13 protein-coding genes are annotated in these 16,423 nt (G+C 48.8%); 5 read left to right on the top strand and 8 right to left on the bottom strand.

Annotation, left to right across the window (positions count from 1 at the left end; all coding sequences use genetic code 11):
* Positions 1 to 103: 103 nt before the first annotated feature.
* From surE to LMG33818_RS08285, 3 genes are all read right to left on the bottom strand, one after another.
* Positions 104 to 880 carry a 5'/3'-nucleotidase SurE gene (surE, locus tag LMG33818_RS08295; protein WP_442322905.1) on the bottom strand — a complete coding sequence of 259 codons (777 nt, stop codon included), beginning with the start codon at positions 878 to 880 and terminating at the stop codon, positions 104 to 106.
* Positions 881 to 969: 89 nt separating this feature from the next.
* Positions 970 to 3,441, bottom strand: a complete 2,472-nt coding sequence (locus tag LMG33818_RS08290) for an outer membrane protein assembly factor BamB family protein (protein ID WP_442322904.1) — start codon at positions 3,439 to 3,441, stop codon at positions 970 to 972.
* 184 nt (positions 3,442 to 3,625) lie between these two features.
* Complete coding sequence (locus LMG33818_RS08285; RefSeq protein WP_442322903.1) at positions 3,626 to 4,501, bottom strand: LysR family transcriptional regulator; 876 nt, start codon at positions 4,499 to 4,501, stop codon at positions 3,626 to 3,628.
* A 332-nt stretch (positions 4,502 to 4,833) separates the two neighbouring features.
* Here LMG33818_RS08285 and LMG33818_RS08280 point away from each other — a divergent pair, with 332 nt between their 5' ends.
* Together LMG33818_RS08280 and LMG33818_RS08275 are read left to right on the top strand one after the other, a co-directional pair.
* Complete coding sequence (locus LMG33818_RS08280; RefSeq protein ID WP_442322902.1) at positions 4,834 to 5,268, top strand: DMT family transporter; 435 nt, start codon at positions 4,834 to 4,836, stop codon at positions 5,266 to 5,268.
* 46 nt (positions 5,269 to 5,314) lie between these two features.
* The gene (locus LMG33818_RS08275; RefSeq protein ID WP_442322901.1) at positions 5,315 to 5,632 is read left to right on the top strand and encodes an SMR family transporter; all 318 of its coding nucleotides are present in this window, start codon (positions 5,315 to 5,317) and stop codon (positions 5,630 to 5,632) included.
* A gap of 167 nt (positions 5,633 to 5,799) precedes the next feature.
* On the opposite strand, the gene LMG33818_RS08270 is transcribed toward LMG33818_RS08275, so the two are convergent.
* A complete protein-coding gene (locus tag LMG33818_RS08270) occupies positions 5,800 to 6,903 on the bottom strand; it encodes a glycosyltransferase (protein ID WP_442322900.1) in 1,104 nt (367 codons plus the stop codon).
* 471 nt (positions 6,904 to 7,374) lie between these two features.
* On the opposite strand from LMG33818_RS08270, the gene LMG33818_RS08265 reads away from it, so the two are divergent.
* On the top strand, positions 7,375 to 8,565 hold the full coding sequence (locus tag LMG33818_RS08265; protein WP_442322899.1) for a serine hydrolase domain-containing protein: 1,191 nt from the start codon (positions 7,375 to 7,377) through the stop codon (positions 8,563 to 8,565).
* 146 nt (positions 8,566 to 8,711) lie between these two features.
* On the opposite strand, the gene mnmE is transcribed toward LMG33818_RS08265, so the two are convergent.
* The 4 genes from mnmE to rpmH all read right to left on the bottom strand — a co-directional run bounded on the left by mnmE (position 8,712) and on the right by rpmH (position 12,909).
* A complete protein-coding gene (mnmE, locus tag LMG33818_RS08260) occupies positions 8,712 to 10,091 on the bottom strand; it encodes a tRNA uridine-5-carboxymethylaminomethyl(34) synthesis GTPase MnmE (protein WP_442322898.1) in 1,380 nt (459 codons plus the stop codon).
* 155 nt (positions 10,092 to 10,246) lie between these two features.
* The gene (gene yidC / locus LMG33818_RS08255; RefSeq protein WP_442322897.1) at positions 10,247 to 11,950 is read right to left on the bottom strand and encodes a membrane protein insertase YidC; all 1,704 of its coding nucleotides are present in this window, start codon (positions 11,948 to 11,950) and stop codon (positions 10,247 to 10,249) included.
* A 287-nt stretch (positions 11,951 to 12,237) separates the two neighbouring features.
* Positions 12,238 to 12,720, bottom strand: coding sequence for a ribonuclease P protein component (gene rnpA / locus LMG33818_RS08250; protein ID WP_442322896.1), 483 nt, complete (start codon positions 12,718 to 12,720; stop codon positions 12,238 to 12,240).
* 54 nt (positions 12,721 to 12,774) lie between these two features.
* On the bottom strand, positions 12,775 to 12,909 hold the full coding sequence (rpmH, locus tag LMG33818_RS08245) for a 50S ribosomal protein L34 (protein WP_442322895.1): 135 nt from the start codon (positions 12,907 to 12,909) through the stop codon (positions 12,775 to 12,777).
* Positions 12,910 to 13,487: 578 nt separating this feature from the next.
* Here rpmH and dnaA point away from each other — a divergent pair.
* Both dnaA and dnaN read left to right on the top strand, forming a co-directional pair.
* A complete protein-coding gene (gene dnaA, locus LMG33818_RS08240) occupies positions 13,488 to 14,948 on the top strand; it encodes a chromosomal replication initiator protein DnaA (protein WP_442322894.1) in 1,461 nt (486 codons plus the stop codon).
* Positions 14,949 to 15,124: 176 nt separating this feature from the next.
* Positions 15,125 to 16,252 carry a DNA polymerase III subunit beta gene (gene dnaN, locus LMG33818_RS08235; RefSeq protein ID WP_442322893.1) on the top strand — a complete coding sequence of 376 codons (1,128 nt, stop codon included), beginning with the start codon at positions 15,125 to 15,127 and terminating at the stop codon, positions 16,250 to 16,252.
* Positions 16,253 to 16,423: the final 171 nt, after the last annotated feature.

The following is a 16,423-nucleotide window of genomic DNA, read 5'->3' as shown; positions in this document are numbered from 1 at the left end:
GTACTCAAAACGGTCAGGATATCGGCATTCTATAGTTTAATCCCTTTAGGGTAACGAAATATGGCCGTAATGTGGATACCCCGCGGCGCTATTACGAGGGCCATCACCCTTCCAATGATGTCCTTAGTGAAGCCCATGCCTCTGCATTGGTCCGGTCAAAACCGATGGGTGAAACAGTAATATGACCCTGTTCGAGTTGATGGGTTTCACTTGATGTATCATTTTCCCGGGCAGTACGTTGGATTTTTAGCCAGAAATACGGGCGGTTACGGGCATCGACACGCTCAATCACGTTGATATCCTCCAATGCACCTGCCCCTTGCCGGGTCACTGACAAAGGCTTCACGTGGGGTACAGATACATCGGGAAAGTTCACATTCAAAACAACGTCTGCTGGCCAACCTTGCCGGTAAAGCTGTGCGATGGTATCGGCAGCGAATGTCTGTGCGGTTTCCCAGGGCACAGCCTGGTTATCCGTGAATGCCTGGCTGAGCGCCATCGCAGGCATTTTGAGGACTAACGCAGCCAAAGCCCCCCCGATGGTACCGGAGTAAGAGGTTTCTGCCCCTACGTTAGCTCCTCGGTTAATGCCCGAAAGCACCAGATCGGGCGGCGTTTCTTTCATCAGGTGGCGTACGGCCACGGCAACACAATCGGTTGGTGTTCCGGAGACGGCGTAACAGCGTTCCCCTTTATGATCAATTCGTAATGGCGACTGCAAGCTGATACTGGTCGCGACACCGCTTTGATCCGTAGCTGGGGCTACTACCCATACTTCTTCCGCCAGGGATTCGGCAGCCCTTTTCAATATTTCGAGTCCGGGTGCATCCAAGCCATCGTCATTGGTAATAAGGATGCGTTCGAGTAGAGTATGCGCCATTATGTGAACATCCTGACGGTCATGCGGGAGATACACCGGAAGCTTTCATCGGTTTCAACAGGCTCTCCCACTGTCTTCATTTAGAAAGGTTAATGGGCTGAACGATCCGGTAACGCATAGGCAATGATGGCATCCCCACTCTGGGCCGAACGAGGTGCACCCCCGGCTGAAATCACCACATATTCCTTACCGGTCGTCGGCGATGTATACACTAGTGGTGCGGCCGTTGCGCCTTCTGGCAGGCGTGTTTTCCATATGACCCGGCCACTTTTTTCATCAATGGCTCTTAGATAATAGTCTCTGGAACCAGCAAAGAACACGAGCCCTCCTGCCGTTGCGGTTGGGCCGCCGCTTGTAGGCATTCCCACAGGAATATTCAAATGGGTTTTTATGCCCAGAAGGCCACTATCCTGAACGGACCCCATGGGAGTCTGCCACACTAATTTGTGGGTATTCAGGTTGATGGCACTCAATGTTCCGAAAGGGGGTGCAATACAGGGTACACCCAACGGTGATTGAAGGTATCTTGCGAATACTCGTTCAATGCCGCCATCTTCCTGATCTTTACTTTTATGCTGCACCAACTGTAATTGCGTGGCCTCACGAATATCATTAACAAACATCAGCCGGTGTGTGGGATCAATCGATATCCCCCCCCAATTCATGCCACCATAAATGCCCGGATATTCAATGTAAGGACGTGATGCCATAGGGGGCGTGAAATCCCCTTGATAACTGGATTGTTTATATTGAATACGGCATGCCATCTGATCAAATGGAGTTAGCCCCCACATACTGTTTTCACTAAGTGTTGTTGCACCAATCCTGGGCATCCCTGTCGAATAGGGTTGTGTGGAGGCAAGGGCAACCCCGTTGGCATGAGGAGCATTGGGCGCTTGTTGTTCATCTACCTCGGTAATGGGCTGACCCGTGACGGGGTCCAATACAAAGATATTGCCCGTCCGAGTGGTTTGGATAAGCGCTTGTACGGATTGGCCCTCATCGTTGTTCACGTACGCCAACACGGGTTGGGAAGGTAAGTCATATCCCCATAAATCATGGTGAACGGTTTGATATTTCCAACGAACCTGCCCGGTATTCGCATCCAGCGCCACGATAGCAGTACTGTATTGATCATGGGTATCCGATGAGGCATTGCCCACATAGCCATGGGGGGTGCTCCCTGTGGGCACAAAGATCAGATGTTCAGTACTATCGTAGGTTGGCGTAGCCCATACACTTGGCGTCGCCAGTGTGTATTTCAATTCGGGCGCTTTGCTAACAGGGATGGGTGTACGCGTGTTTGTACGCGAAGATGAGTTGTCGCCTATATTCCAGGCCCAGGCTTGTTGACCGGTGATCGCATCATAGGCACGTACACTCCCTGTCGGCATCCTGCTGCCTTGCGAATATTTCCAGCCGCCCAAAATGACCAGATGACCTGCCACAACGGGGGAGGCACTAGGGGAGTAGAGCGCTTCCTGGTGTGGTGAATTCTCACCGGGATTTGCCTCTTGTGATGTATCCTGAAGAGACACGATCCCATTTTGCCCAAAGTGACTGCATGGCTTGCCAGAAGCCGCATCCAACGCGATCAGATGCCCATCAGCGGTGGTGACCAGAATACGACGCCGGCATTGCTTTAAAGAATAGGCAGCTTTCTGTTCGGGACTCAGGCTTTGATCCTGCGCTATATCGTAATAGGCGACACTACGGCACCTGTCCTGAGGTGAAATTGCTGAATGTGGGTCATAACGCCATAAGGGCACGCCTGTATCTCCCCTGATGGCTGTAACACTATGCTCAGGCGTACAAGCATAGAGAGTATCACCCACCTGTAAGGGGGTATTTTCATCCGTTCCCGTATGGTTTTCTGCTAACGAACGGCCGGTGTGATACACCCACGCGACTTTCAAGTGTTGAATGTTTTTCGGCGTAATTTGGGTTGAAGGTGAAAAGCGCGTCCCATCGGCATCTCGGCCATAGCTCGTCCAGTTGGGGCTTTGGTCCGGGAGGAGCGATAGGTCCGGAATCTTCCCGGGGGCACGAAACTGCTCATGAGGATAGAAAGAGGCGCCGAAGGTAGCTCCCAGGGCAATAAAGGTCAGTAAGCTGACCCCTAGCTGAATGCTACGCCATACCTTGCCTACTTTAGGTAAATAAGCAGTGCACCATAACGTTAGTAACATCAATAATGCAGGAATTCCCAAACGTGGCACCAGATTCCAGTATGACAGGGACGGCGAATCGTAAAGGCTCCAGGCAAATGTGCCAATGAAAGTAAGAATTGCCCAATGTGCGCTGATGCGCAGGCGGAAGAAGAGCAGTATTGCACCGAGTATATAAGCGCTTCCTGCCACCAGATAATAGAGGGAGCCGCCCAGTAGAAGCAGTCGGAATCCACCTATCGCTAGAACGAGGCCTCCTATCAAGAGGACAAGCGCAATAAGCAGACGAAAAAATGAACGCAAACGGGTTGGAGGCGTTGTGCTTGTTGCACTACCTTCGGCTCTCCGGGACTGTTGTAATTCATTGCTACCCGAATGCATAGGTGTATCCATAAAACGTTATCCCTGACGATTCCAACGCCCCTCGCTGGGCGTGCTCATTATTCTGCAGCATTCACCTATAGCTGAAAAAGTTGTTTTCGAGGCTATAGCGTTTCATCCCGTCCATGTTACTGGTTATCTCGCCACGCCGCGAGGTATTCGTTAGTGCAGTATATGCGTAATTACATGCTTTCTCTTAATGCCATTCGGGGTCTTTCAACTGTGGATACTGAAAGGCCTTTAACCACCATAAGGCAGCGGGCCCCAACTGATTTCCCCTTAGCCAAACTGCATCACTGTTTACACGGCGTGGCCACCCAGGTACCTGCAGCTCTACAAGCCGGCGGCGACCATAGCGCTCAACCAGAATTTTCGGTAGCTCTGCCCAGCCCAGCCCATCTTCAGCCATTTCGAGCACCATCAGATAATCGGATGCCGACCAAAGAGGTCCTCGTACTTCTCCATTAAGCTGAGTACTGACCTGCAGCTTGCGGTAGCGTGCCAATCGCGCGCTCCCATCCTGGTCCTTTTGTGCCAGAGGGTGCTCTTTGGCAACATAGATGCTGAGCTCGCTATAGTGCCCCAGGGATTCCACCTGAATATCATCAGGATAATGATCATTTCTGGAAAGAAGCCCCAATTGCGCCCGCCCGTCCTTGATGTAATCAATGACAGCTTGACCCTCTGCATCCAGCCACTCGAGAGAAATATCCGGGAATCTAGCAGCAAAGTTGTGCAGTAAACGCCGTTTGGGATCTGGCTGGAAAACATCGGAAGAGGCGAGCGTAAGACGTATTTCAGCGGGTGACGACAGGCGCATACTTGCACGTGCCAGACGTTCCTGCGCATCCAGTATTTCTTGAGCGTAACCCAGTATCTCCTTACCAAATGGCGTAAGAGAAGGGTAACGCCCACTTCTATCGAACAACGTATTGCCCAGATCAATTTCCAGATTGGCGATAGCCGTACTAATCGTGGATTGGGTCTTTCTGAGCTGCCGTGCGGCGGCCGAGAATGAGCCCTGTTGAGCGGCGGCCACAAAAGCCTCTAAAGAATCCGGTGAGTAGATCATCCGACCCTCTTATGTATTGATAAACACGATACAATCTATCTTTTAACTATAGATAAATATGATGATAATTGTCGCATAAAGATGATTCGAGGTGGTTATACCATTGTTCTTTTCATCAAAACCGTCTTTCTGCATAGGTGAATCTTGAGTGGGTATTTCTCTGAATGGAACTCACTCTACAAGGCCAATATGTATTTTTGCGTACCTGCCATGATTTATGTAAGTGCCATAGCTGTACAGGTGCCAAAAAACAATTTCTATACGAAATAATGTCTATACGCATGTCGGTCTCACCTGTGCCTTAACATAGGATATTAATGCAGGAAAGTATCATGGATCATATTTTGAAATCTGTAAGTCATGGCCGGGGAAGTCAAACCAATCACATTCGCCAGGCAGGCCAATCTACAAACATCAGCAGCGTTGGACATCATCGTAAAAAAGCCTGTTTCTTCCTGCTGGGTGCTATTTTGCTGGAAGTAATGGGCACGTCCTTGTTGACATACTCTGCACGTGAAGGTGAATGGCTAGGCTATCTGATCATGGGTATTACGATCACCGCGTCATATTACCTACTGTCTTGCGCAGTTAAGCATATCCCTGTCGGGATTGCCTACGCGATCTGGGAAGGGGTTGGTATGGTTGCATTGGCCGCCATTGGATGTTTCTTCTTTGAAGAGGCTTTGTCTCTTAAGAAGTTGGTCGGTCTGATGCTTGCTGTGATTGGTATTGTGTGTGTTTCGCTGGGCGAAAGGAAATCTGCATAACCCAGTGTTTGTTCAAATGACCATTCAGGTCAGAGGTAGGTAGTAAATGAATCCTGTTGCACTTGTATTTGTTGTTAGTTCAGCATTGTTCGATATCCTGTCGAATATTTGTTTAACCTATTCCAAAGGCTTTCGCCATCTTAAGTGGGGGGTGCTGGCCATCGTATTGATCTGGGCCTCATTTGGCTTGATCGGTGCTGCAGTTGTCCACGTGGATATCTCTGTTGCCTACGCCTTATGGGGCGGAATAGGGGTTTTGGGGACTGCCTTGGCTGGCCGGCTCCTGTTTGGACAAAAACTAAGCCCTATAGGATGGCTGGGTATTATTTGCGTTATTGCCGCAATTCTTATATTTACACTTTAACCAGGATATGTATATATAAGAATATCCACTTGCCGTTGCTCATTTATATAAATAACACGATAAGATGTCGCTTCTCTTTAAACATAAAGGTAGCGACATTTTTACTTTGTATTGAACCGTATCTAGTCCATTAATTGTGCAAACAAGAGCGAAGAATATATAGCTTATTATTCATGTGGTATAAGTTGTATTTTTCCCATTATTTTATTTATCGCATTTATAACTGATTCAGCCCTTCCATGAAAGGCTTGCTTGCTATAAGTATCACGTACATAGGAAAGCGCATTTTTTCCATACGTATCAAGCAGAGCAGGATTATTAACAACATTCTCCAGGGTCTCACACAACGCTTTAGCAGGATCTCCTTCAAGAAGGAAACCAACATGTTTGTGTTTGATGACATGGGTAAGTTCACCCACAGGGGTGGCCATGAGAGGTAAACCTGCATTCATGGCTTCATGAGCGGCGATGCACATCCCTTCGAAAAGAGAAGGCTGAAGATAGGCGTGTTGGTGAGAAAGAAATTCTTCAATGTCATTTGAATGGCCGGGTAAAGAGATTACCTTTTCCAGTCCCCACTCTTCCCTCTGTTGTTCTAGTATTTTACGTGTTTCACCCTCTCCCAGAATAGTGACACGTAAGCGATTAGCCCATTCAGGATGCTTTTCGAGGAATAGGGCAATCCCTTCAAGAAGTACGGAATAATTCTTTTGAGAACAGAGTCGACCCAGACTTCCAAGACGCAATTCTGAGCAACCATCCCATCCATGTGCCTGAGGCGCTTTTTCATTGCAATAATAAAGCGGCCAGTTCATGACTTTATGTTCAGGGATTTGTAAGTCATTCTTCAGAAATTGAACGACAGTATGGGAATCTCCAATCCATAGTTTGGAGATGTTTTTCGTCAAACGTGTATTTTTTTGAGCAAAAGTACTGTTCTTGAAACTGATCACGGGGACGCCTGTCAGCTTACCCGCTATTTGCCCAATAAAGGTTGCACGGTTCAGCGAGGTCATTATTACATCGGGGCGGAAGGCCAATATCCTCTTGATAAAGGCCAATAAAACAAGATTCTTGCTGCGGCGTTTATTAAATAATACGTCGTAGGGTAACCCTTCTTCCTCAAGCCTTGTCGCAGCGCCCATATCCCGAGGCTCACAGGCAGTGATATAAACCTGATGGCCGAGACAATGAATCGATTTGACGATATCAGCAACGGCATATTCAGCACCTCCGGCCTCCAGGCTGGTAATCAAATATAGTATCTTCATGTTCACTTTTTGATGCTGCGGCCAAGAGCTTGCTCAGCCTTTATGTATGTGCATTTGGATTGTTTTTAAATAATCAGTTATAAATTTTGGCGAATAATATACCGGAATAAAACAAGTGGTTATATATCAAAAAAATCAAACAATATGGATGATCTACATATTAACGGCCATATTGTTAAAATAGAGTTAAGGATTTTCATTCCTGAGATAAAATAACAATTTAATAGGCGATCTGTTATACACCATGATAGTTGTAATGATGCGATAGTTAGTTGTAGTGATGTGTTGGATAGTTGTAGTGATGAGGTAGATAGTTGTAATGATGTGGTAGATAGTTGTAGTGATGTGGTAGACATTTGTACTGCCTTGGTAGAACTACAAGGTCAGGTTACGTCTCTTCGATCGTGGCAAGATTTTCTGTTTGGATGTGGTTATGATGGGGGAAACCTCTCTCTAGCGGGATATCACGTTATGTCATCACTTTTTTCATTATTTGAAGGCAAGGCTTCCCCTTTGCTTTCTTCCAGCCTGGATTCCGTTATTGATTCGGCACTCCATGACAAACGACTGGTTGGCACAGTGGTAGCGGTTGCGATAGACGGAGAAATGGTCTATCACCGCGCAGCAGGTTATGCCGATCGCGAAACCAAACGCGAGATGAAGACCGATACGTTGTTTCGTCTGGCCTCTGTATCCAAGCCTTTGGTAACGGCAGCTGTCATGACACTTGTGAATCAGCAGAAGATTCAGTTGGATGATGTGATTAACCCTTGGTTACCCGAGCTTGATCCTCATTTGAAAGACGGAACACGTGTTTCTATTACCTTGCGGCAATTGCTTAGCCACCAGGCCGGCCTTTCCTATGGTTTTTATGAAAAACCGGGGCATACCCCCTATGCAGATGCCGGAGTTTCAGATGGTTTGGATGCGGCTACCATTACGTTGGAAGAAAATATAAAACGATTGGGAACAGTACCTTTGCTTTTTAGTCCGGGTGAAGACTGGCATTACTCTCTTGCCATTGATGTAGCAGGCTTATTAATAGAGCGTGTGTATGGAAAGACGCTACCCGAGGCCTTTAAGGAGCTGGTTGCAGATCCTCTGTCCATGGATAATACCGGATTTTCTACAGATACTGATTCAGATATTGCTACCCCCTATGTCAATGATGTGTCTTCTCCCCATTTATTGAAAGAGGGAGAGCGGATCGCTGATGAAGATAATGGAGAGGTTGGAGTGACCTTCAGCCCCAGTCGTATTTTCAACAAAGAGGCATTTCCCTCCGGTGGGGCCGGGATGTACAGCTCTGCGCTTGATGTACTGCACTTGCTTGAAGCGCTACGCCTGAATAATGGTGACTTGTTGCCTTCGGAATTGATTGAAGAGATGGCAAAGGATCAGACAGGTGGAAAAGCCTTGGCAGGTATGCCGGGCGCTGGATTTGGTTTGGGATTTGCGATTTTGCGGACGCCTGATCTGGCAAATTCTCCTTTGTCGGCAGGGTCATGGTGGTGGGATGGGGTATATGGCCATTCGTGGTTTGTTGATATTGAACGCGAGGTTAGTGTCGTCGCGCTTACAAACACCCTCTACGAAGGTATGTCGGGTCAGTTTGCGCATGATTTGAAACAGGTAATCGGGAAGGTTGTCGAGACGAAGTGAATGCTTACTTCACGAATATCAATGCTTCTTGATAAAGTTCACGGACAAGTGCAGCCCTCCTGAACACACGGCTTCATCATTCATAATGAAGTAGTTGCCTGTATCAAGGGGAAGCTATCCCCTTATCCCCTTGATGGAAAAAAGGTTTATTTCCCAATACAGAAACTGCCGAAGATTTCACCCAATAAGTCATCGGCCGTAAATTCACCGGTAATTTCTCCCAATGCCTGTTGTGCTGAGCGCAGGTCTTCAGCCAGTAATTCACCGGCTCCGCCTTCATTAAGCTGCAGGGCGCCTGTTTCCAATGATGCTTTGGCACGTTCCAATGCTTCAAGGTGCCTGCGGCGGGCAGAAAACTGCCCTTCATTAGTGGCGTTGTAACCCATGACGTTCTTGAGATGGCTTTTCAAGTTATCCACACCCAGCCCTTGCTGAGCGGAGATTCGGATCACGGGAGGGGTTGTGGATAAATTGCTTTCACTCCCTTCTCCACTCAAATCTACCTTGTTACGCACCAGAGTCAATTGCTCCGGATGAGGCAATCGTGACACGAATTCGGGCCAGATCTCTTGTGGATCAAGTGAATCTGTAGAGGTTGCATCCACCAGCAGCAATACGCGATCGGCCTTTTCGATCTCATCCCAGGCACGCTGTACGCCTATTTTCTCTACAGCATCGGGTGTATCACGCAAACCGGCAGTATCAATAAGATGAAGCGGCATACCCTCCAGATGGATGTGCTCACGTAATACATCCCGTGTGGTTCCTGCAATATCAGTCACAATGGCACTATCACGCTCGGTGAGCGCGTTTAGAAGGCTGGATTTACCTGCATTGGGGCGGCCGGCAATCACCACGCTCATCCCTTCACGCATCAGTGAGCCTTGTGCGGCAGAGGCCATTACACTTTCAAGCCGCTCCTGAATGTTTTGCAGACGTGAAGCCACAATGCCATCGCCAATAAAGTCTATCTCTTCTTCGGGAAAGTCAATGGCAGCCTCAACATAGACACGCAGTTCGATCAATGCAGTAGTTAGGGCGCTTATACGTTTTGAAAACTCTCCTTGAAGGGAGCGTAAGGCATTCGATGCTGCTGCACGTGAACTCGCTTCAATGAGATCACTGATCGCTTCCGCTTGTGCCAGATCCAGTTTGTCATTAAGGAAAGCGCGTTCTGAAAATTCGCCCGGGCGGGCAAGCCGAGCACCCAGTTGCAATGTGCGTTCAAGCAACCAGTCGATAATGACTGGCCCACCATGGGCCTGAAGCTCCAGTACATCTTCCCCTGTGAAGGAGTGAGGGCCTGGAAAATAGAGTGCTATACCGTGATCTATGACACTGCCGTCTTCTGCCAGAAAGGGACCATAATGTGCGTGACGTGCTTTGGGAGCGAAGCCCAGAATGGCGTGGGCCAACTCACTCACTTTCCTGCCGGAAAGTCTGACAATCCCGACGCCACCTCTGCCCGGTGGAGTGGCTTGTGCACTGATGGTGTCCTGATCGAATGAACTGAGCGGTACTGACATAACGGTAATCGATCCTGAAATGCTACCCTTGAGGGCTACATGAGCATCAAATGGCAAATGAATTTTAAAAGCAAAAAGCCGGTACCATAGGGGGTGGCCCGGTACCGGCTAATCTCACATTGGAATTTTATAGTAATGAAATCCCGATGCGATGGTTACGCTTTTTTTACGGCTTTCCTGGCATCACCTTTTTCAATCTGTTTGGTGATGAAATATTGCTGCGCCATTGAAAGCACGTTGTTGGTGATCCAGTACAGAACCAGACCTGCCGGGAACCACATAAAGAAGATGGTGAAGATGATGGGCAGCATCTTCATGACCTTCGCCTGCGTGGGATCCGGAGGCGTAGGGTTCAGCTGCTGTTGCAGGAACATGGACGCACCCATGATGATAGGCAGAATAAAGTATGGATCTATTGCAGAGAGGTCATGAATCCAGAGCATGAAGGGCGCATGACGCAATTCAACGGATTCTCTCAGCATCCAGTAAAGCGCGATAAAGACCGGCATCTGGATCACCATCGGTAAGCATCCACCGATCGGGTTGATCTTCTCTTTCTGATAGAACTTCATCATCTCCTGAGAGACTTTCTGGCGGTCATCGCCGTATGTCTCACGGATACGCTGAATTTCCGGGCCCATTTTGCGCATCTTGGCCATGGATTTATAACCCTTGGCAGAGAGCGGCAGCAGGATCAGTTTGACGACACAGGTCAGCAAAATGATGGACCAACCCCAGTTGCCAATCAGGCTGTGAATTTTTGACAGCAGCCAGAACAAGGGTGTTGAGAGGAACCAGAGCCAACCATAATCGATAGTTAGCTGTAGATTGGGTGCCGTCGCCAACAATTGATCACGGTATTTGGGGCCCACGTAAAGTGTTGCGCCTAGTGTGCCTGTACTTCCCGCAGCAATCTGTTGTTGGGGGCCTGCAAAACCAGCGACTGTCCGGCTGGCATTGTCTACCCGACCATAATACAGGTTGCTTTGATTGGCATTGGGCACCCAGGCGCTAACGAAATATTGCTGGATAATTGAAACCCAACCACCATTCGCAGTCATGTTATGGAAATCATGATCACGAATGTCGTCAAAGCTGACCTTCTGGTATCGGTTATCAGGTGTAGAGAACGCCGCGCCGAGGTAGGAATGAGCGCCCATACCGTGTGATTCAGTGGGATCAGGCGACTGATCACGTGCCAGTTCACCAACGAATTGCGCATTTATCGGCGCATTACTTTGGTTGTTAAGCAGATAATCCACACGAACTGCATAGGAGCCTCTGGTCAACGTGAAACGTTTGGTGACCTGAACACCGTTGACACTGGTATGCAGGTTGACCACCAATTGTTTTTGATCCGGACTTAATGTGTAGTCGGTCTGATCGGCAGAGAAGTGCAGTTGGTCACTTTTGCCGCCCAGTTGAATTCCCGAGCGAGCAATATAATCAAGTGACTTGCTGTTATCCAGCAGAACAAAAGGCGCATTTGAATTTAGCGACTTGGTCTGTTTGGGCAGTGCTGCATAAACAATGTCTCCCCCTTCCGGGTTGATATGCAGCTGAAGCACGTTGGTGTTTACATCAATGAGTGATGAAGCACCACTGCCTTTGGATGCGTTATCCAGGCTACCCTGGGTAGCATCACCATTCGCACTTGGCTGATTATCGGAGCCGGGTACTTGAGGTCCGTCGCCAGTGCTCGAGGCACCATTCGCCTGTTGCTGAGCATTAGATTGCTGTGCAACAGTTGGATTCTGCTGGGAATTATTCGGTTGGTGGTAGTCCTTGTTCCACTGCATCACCATCAGGTAAGCCAGAATGGCGATTGGAATCAGGATTATAATGCGTTTCAAATCCATGAGGGATAAGCCCGGTGATAGGTGTCGAAGCGGAATGCGTAGCTAACCTGCCAAGGATACCGCCCATACATAAGTGCTAATAGCAAATAAGTGCATATTGAGAGTGCGTATATGCACAATATTGATGGTTCTCATTCTAGGACATTTGTTTATCCTCGCCTAACCTGAAGTCGACTTCATTCAGACCTGGCGATGATAGTGCCCATTAATGATGCCTGCCATCACGTGCACAAGCATGCCATTGCTAGCCTTTAACATATCAGCTAACGCAGACTTTTCCAGTGCACTCAAGCCGTTGTCGGCCTACTTTGCCCGGTGTTGCCTTGCCCGGTATCGGTGGCGCGTGTTTCTGCTCTGTGCTTCCCGTTGCCAGAAGTGCTTTTCTGCTCTTTTCCAGCCTGTTTCCTGATATCGTTCTCGAGCCTTTTCCACATCATGTCGAGTTGCTGTCTTAATACAGGCCCCTCGATGTCTGCGACGCCTCTGCGAGACAAAACAACAATATCAACAGCGGGTAAACGATGTTGACGCATTCGAATGGATTCGCGCGTCAGTCGTTTAAGCAAATTGCGATCCACGGCCCGTTTCTGATTCTTGCGACTGAAAACGAGCCCCACCCGGACATGCCCATGCGAGTTCGGGCAAGCGAGCGCTAATAGCCCCTTGCCGTATATCTTGAAGCAGGCATTGTTGAATACATGCCCGAATTCCGCGCTGGTCAATATTCTTAACGAGCGTGGAAAAGGGTGGGTCGCCAACTGTTTGGCCATGAAGGCCTCTCTCTTTAACGTTTCCAGGATAGTACCAGAAGGAAAAACGAGAGATTAGGCGCTCAGGCGTTTACGGCCTTTGGCACGACGACGAGCCAGAACCTGACGGCCGCGTTTGGTTGCCATGCGAGCACGGAAACCGTGGTCACGTTTACGTTTCAGTACGCTGGGTTGAAAAGTGCGTTTCATAACGTCTTTCCCCGAAAATTAATCAATGTAAGTGTAAGGGTGAATCGCGAATCAGAGATAAGCACGATTCATTCAAGAGCGGGGATTTTAGAGAATACGCGGCCCGTTAGCAATTTTTCTCTGCAAAGTAATGGTTTTTTTTCATTTTCAGCATGTTTTTCGAGGTTGAAAACCCATTATTTCTGTGGGTTTCTTTGTGGATAACCTTTGTATGAGCAATGTATAAGCTGGGATCAAGCTGTTGCAGTTTCCAAAATCAACAAGTTGCAGCTATTTTCAGTAAGGTTATGCACAGGGTGTATCGATTGGCCTAAAGGTGTGGATAACTGGCCCAATCACCGATAAACTAGTCAGGATTACTTTCATATTGCATTTAACAGGGTTCGTATCCAGCTTTTTGGCGATACATTAATTTTATATTCATTACTAGAGTGACGTTCACGTATCGGTATGCACAGGGCTGTTGTCGTTGACTGACGCCTCTTTACCAGTGTTCATTGATCTCGTTGATTTCACGTCGTCGTTCCTGTGGTGTGTTCCGTTTTTTGCAATTTCAGTTTTAAGGTGGGCGAATCGACGTGTCGATAGCACTATGGCAAAAATGTCTTGACTCTCTTCAGTACGAGTTGAGCTCTCAACAGTTCAATACCTGGATCAGGCCTCTTCAAGTAGAGGAAGGTGAGGGTAATGCACTGGTATTGTTGGCTCCCAATCGTTTCGTACGTGATTGGGTGAATGACAAGTTCCTGAAGCGTATTAATGAATTGCTTCGTGAAATGGCGCCGGACAAGCCACCTTTGGTGAGTCTGGGGATCGGTAGTCGTCGCACGGTATCGAACCCTGTAACGGCGACACCGACTCCCAAACCAGCATCCTCAGTTGCGCCGGCTGTTCATCGTAGCTCGGCACCCTCCCGCTCCTCCTTTTCAGGGGACGTCGAGCCAGAAGAGAGCGAATCGGAAGCACAGGAATCCGGTTCTTCCAACCGTCATGTTCAGGTCGAAGGCAGTCTGAAACACCAAAGTGGTCTGAATCCCAGTTTTACCTTTGATACCTTTGTCGAGGGCAAGTCAAACCAGCTGGCGCGTGCGGCATCACGGCAGGTTGCCGAAAATTCAGGGGGCGCCTATAACCCACTCTTTCTCTATGGTGGTGTCGGGTTGGGTAAAACTCACTTGATGCATGCTGTGGGGAATCACATGGCTGGTTTGCGGGAAAATGCGCGTGTTGTCTATCTGCATTCCGAGCGTTTTGTAGCAGACATGGTAAAAGCGCTTCAGTTGAACGCCATCAATGATTTCAAGCGTTTCTATCGTAGTGTGGATGCCCTGTTGATCGACGATATTCAGTTTTTCGCGGGTAAAGAGCGTTCCCAGGAAGAGTTTTTCCATACGTTCAATGCTTTGTTGGAAGGCGGTCAGCAGATGATTCTGACGTCTGACCGCTACCCCAAAGAGATTTCCGGTGTGGAAGAACGCCTTAAGTCTCGATTCGGGTGGGGGCTAACAGTTGCGATTGAGCCGCCCGAGCTGGAAACGCGCGTTGCCATTTTGATGAAAAAGGCAGAACAGTCCCATGTGGATCTGCCTCATGATGCTGCCTTCTTTATTGCCCAGAAGATTCGTTCGAATGTTCGTGAGCTCGAAGGTGCATTGAAAAAGGTGATTGCTGACTCCCACTTCATGGGGCGCCGGATTGATCAGGAATTTATACGAGAATCCCTGAAAGACCTGCTGGCATTGCAGGACAAGCAGGTCAGCATCGATAATATCCAGCGTACCGTGGCGGAGTACTATAAAATCAAGGTGGCAGACATCCACTCCAAGCGCCGTTCACGTTCGGTTGCACGGCCGCGACAGGTTGCCATGGCGCTGGCCAAGGAGCTGACGAGCCACAGTTTGCCGGAAATTGGTGATGCCTTCGGCGGCCGCGATCATACGACGGTATTGCACGCATGTCGTAAAGTGGCTGCCCTGAAGGAAGAGAGCGCTGATATTCGTGAAGACTACAAGAATCTTATGCGCCTGCTGACCAGTTAGTATCGGCAAAGAATATTCGGTTGTCAGGTGTATCGATTACGTGTCAGATACGGTGATTTGTGTAGAGAAGTGAGGTCAGCTGGGAATATCTCCTGGCGCTACCCACAGGCATTAACGCTGATACGAATTCGATAGAGAACATTTTTTCAAAGAGTTTTTAAAAGAGAGCGGCCACGATGAAATTCTCCATCTCACGCGAAGCCCTTTTGCGTCCCTTGACCCTGGTTGCAGGTGTCGTTGAGCGTCGTCAGACCTTGCCTGTACTGTCCAATGTTCTATTGATGGCAGGCGGTGATGGCCTTGAATTAACGGGTACTGACCTTGAAGTTGAATTGGTAGGTCATGCTCAGCTGGATTCTTTGGAAGAGTCCGGTTCTACAACGGTTCCAGCGCGAAAGTTGATGGACATTTGCCGTTCCCTGCCCGAGGGTTCTGTCATCGGTTTCTCTTTGGAAGACGGGCGTGCAGTACTTCGTGCAGGACGCTCCCGCTTTACGCTGTCTACCTTGCCTGCCGCCGAGTTCCCCAATATTGATCAGAGCAAACACAGTGCTGAACTGACGCTACCACGCTCCTTGCTCAAACGCCTGATCGATGCCACTTCCTTTGCCATGGCACAGCAGGATGTACGTTATTATCTCAATGGTATGCTGTTCGAGCTTGAGCCTAATACCGTGCGTGTGGTTGCAACCGATGGGCACCGCTTGGCCCTCGCTGAAAGCGATGGTGAGGTAGCGCTCTCTGAAGCCCAACGTCTGATCCTGCCACGTAAAGGGGTCCTGGAGCTGGGTCGCCTTCTGGATGATACCAATACGCCGATCACACTGATTTTGGGACCGAACCACCTTCGCGCACGCACGGGTGGCTATGTATTCACCTCCAAATTGATTGATGGGAAATTCCCTGATGTGAACCGCGTGATGCCAAAAGGCGGGGACAAACAGCTGGTGGCGGAGCGTGCTGAATTGCGTCAGGTATTAACGCGCGCGTCTATTCTGTCGAATGAAAAATACCGTGGTGTTCGTTTTTATCTCGAAGCCAACAACCTGCGTGTTCAGGCCAATAACCCTGAACAGGAAGAGGCAGAGGAAAACATTAGTGTTGATTACAACAGCCCTGAGTTGGAAATTGGTTTCAACGTGGGGTATCTGGTAGATGTACTCAATGTCATCCCTACCCAGAAAATCAATATGACAATGTCTGACTCCATCTCCACCACACTTCTAGAGGCCGTCCCGGGGGATGATGAAGAGTCTACGCCCGGATTCAAGGCTCGTTACGTTGTCATGCCTATGCGTCTCTAATGGGAGTTGAAGGTTATTGTCTTCCCATTCAGGGTAACTGGTCTGCCTGCATGAGGCTGGTTACCCGGGTCCCTTTCCCCGCTCCTTTCCTGCGTGCATCCTATCAACGGCACTTTTTTTGCTTATCTATTCCGACGCCATACTCTTCACCCAACGATTTTTTCCCTGACA

Origin of the sequence: Cernens ardua, assembly GCF_051251085.1 — a bacterium.
Lineage (GTDB): Bacteria > Pseudomonadota > Gammaproteobacteria > Pseudomonadales > Halomonadaceae > Cernens > Cernens ardua.
Note: the sequence above shows the minus strand (reverse complement) of the source record. Positions and strands in the feature narration are given on the sequence as shown.

What these genes read in the sequence shown, in the direction of transcription:
- LMG33818_RS08285 (WP_442322903.1), bottom strand. Translation starts at nt 4,501, where the DNA reads ATGATCTACTCACCGGATTCTTTAGAGGCTTTTGTGGCCGCCGCTCAA.
- LMG33818_RS08290 (WP_442322904.1), bottom strand. Translation starts at nt 3,441, where the DNA reads ATGGATACACCTATGCATTCGGGTAGCAATGAATTACAACAGTCCCGG.
- LMG33818_RS08270 (WP_442322900.1), bottom strand. Translation starts at nt 6,903, where the DNA reads ATGAAGATACTATATTTGATTACCAGCCTGGAGGCCGGAGGTGCTGAA.
- LMG33818_RS08280 (WP_442322902.1), top strand. Translation starts at nt 4,834, where the DNA reads ATGGATCATATTTTGAAATCTGTAAGTCATGGCCGGGGAAGTCAAACC.
- LMG33818_RS08265 (WP_442322899.1), top strand. Translation starts at nt 7,375, where the DNA reads ATGTCATCACTTTTTTCATTATTTGAAGGCAAGGCTTCCCCTTTGCTT.
- rpmH (WP_442322895.1), bottom strand. Translation starts at nt 12,909, where the DNA reads ATGAAACGCACTTTTCAACCCAGCGTACTGAAACGTAAACGTGACCAC.
- mnmE (WP_442322898.1), bottom strand. Translation starts at nt 10,091, where the DNA reads ATGTCAGTACCGCTCAGTTCATTCGATCAGGACACCATCAGTGCACAA.
- rnpA (WP_442322896.1), bottom strand. Translation starts at nt 12,720, where the DNA reads ATGGCCAAACAGTTGGCGACCCACCCTTTTCCACGCTCGTTAAGAATA.
- dnaN (WP_442322893.1), top strand. Translation starts at nt 15,125, where the DNA reads ATGAAATTCTCCATCTCACGCGAAGCCCTTTTGCGTCCCTTGACCCTG.
- LMG33818_RS08275 (WP_442322901.1), top strand. Translation starts at nt 5,315, where the DNA reads ATGAATCCTGTTGCACTTGTATTTGTTGTTAGTTCAGCATTGTTCGAT.
- yidC (WP_442322897.1), bottom strand. Translation starts at nt 11,950, where the DNA reads ATGGATTTGAAACGCATTATAATCCTGATTCCAATCGCCATTCTGGCT.
- surE (WP_442322905.1), bottom strand. Translation starts at nt 880, where the DNA reads ATGGCGCATACTCTACTCGAACGCATCCTTATTACCAATGACGATGGC.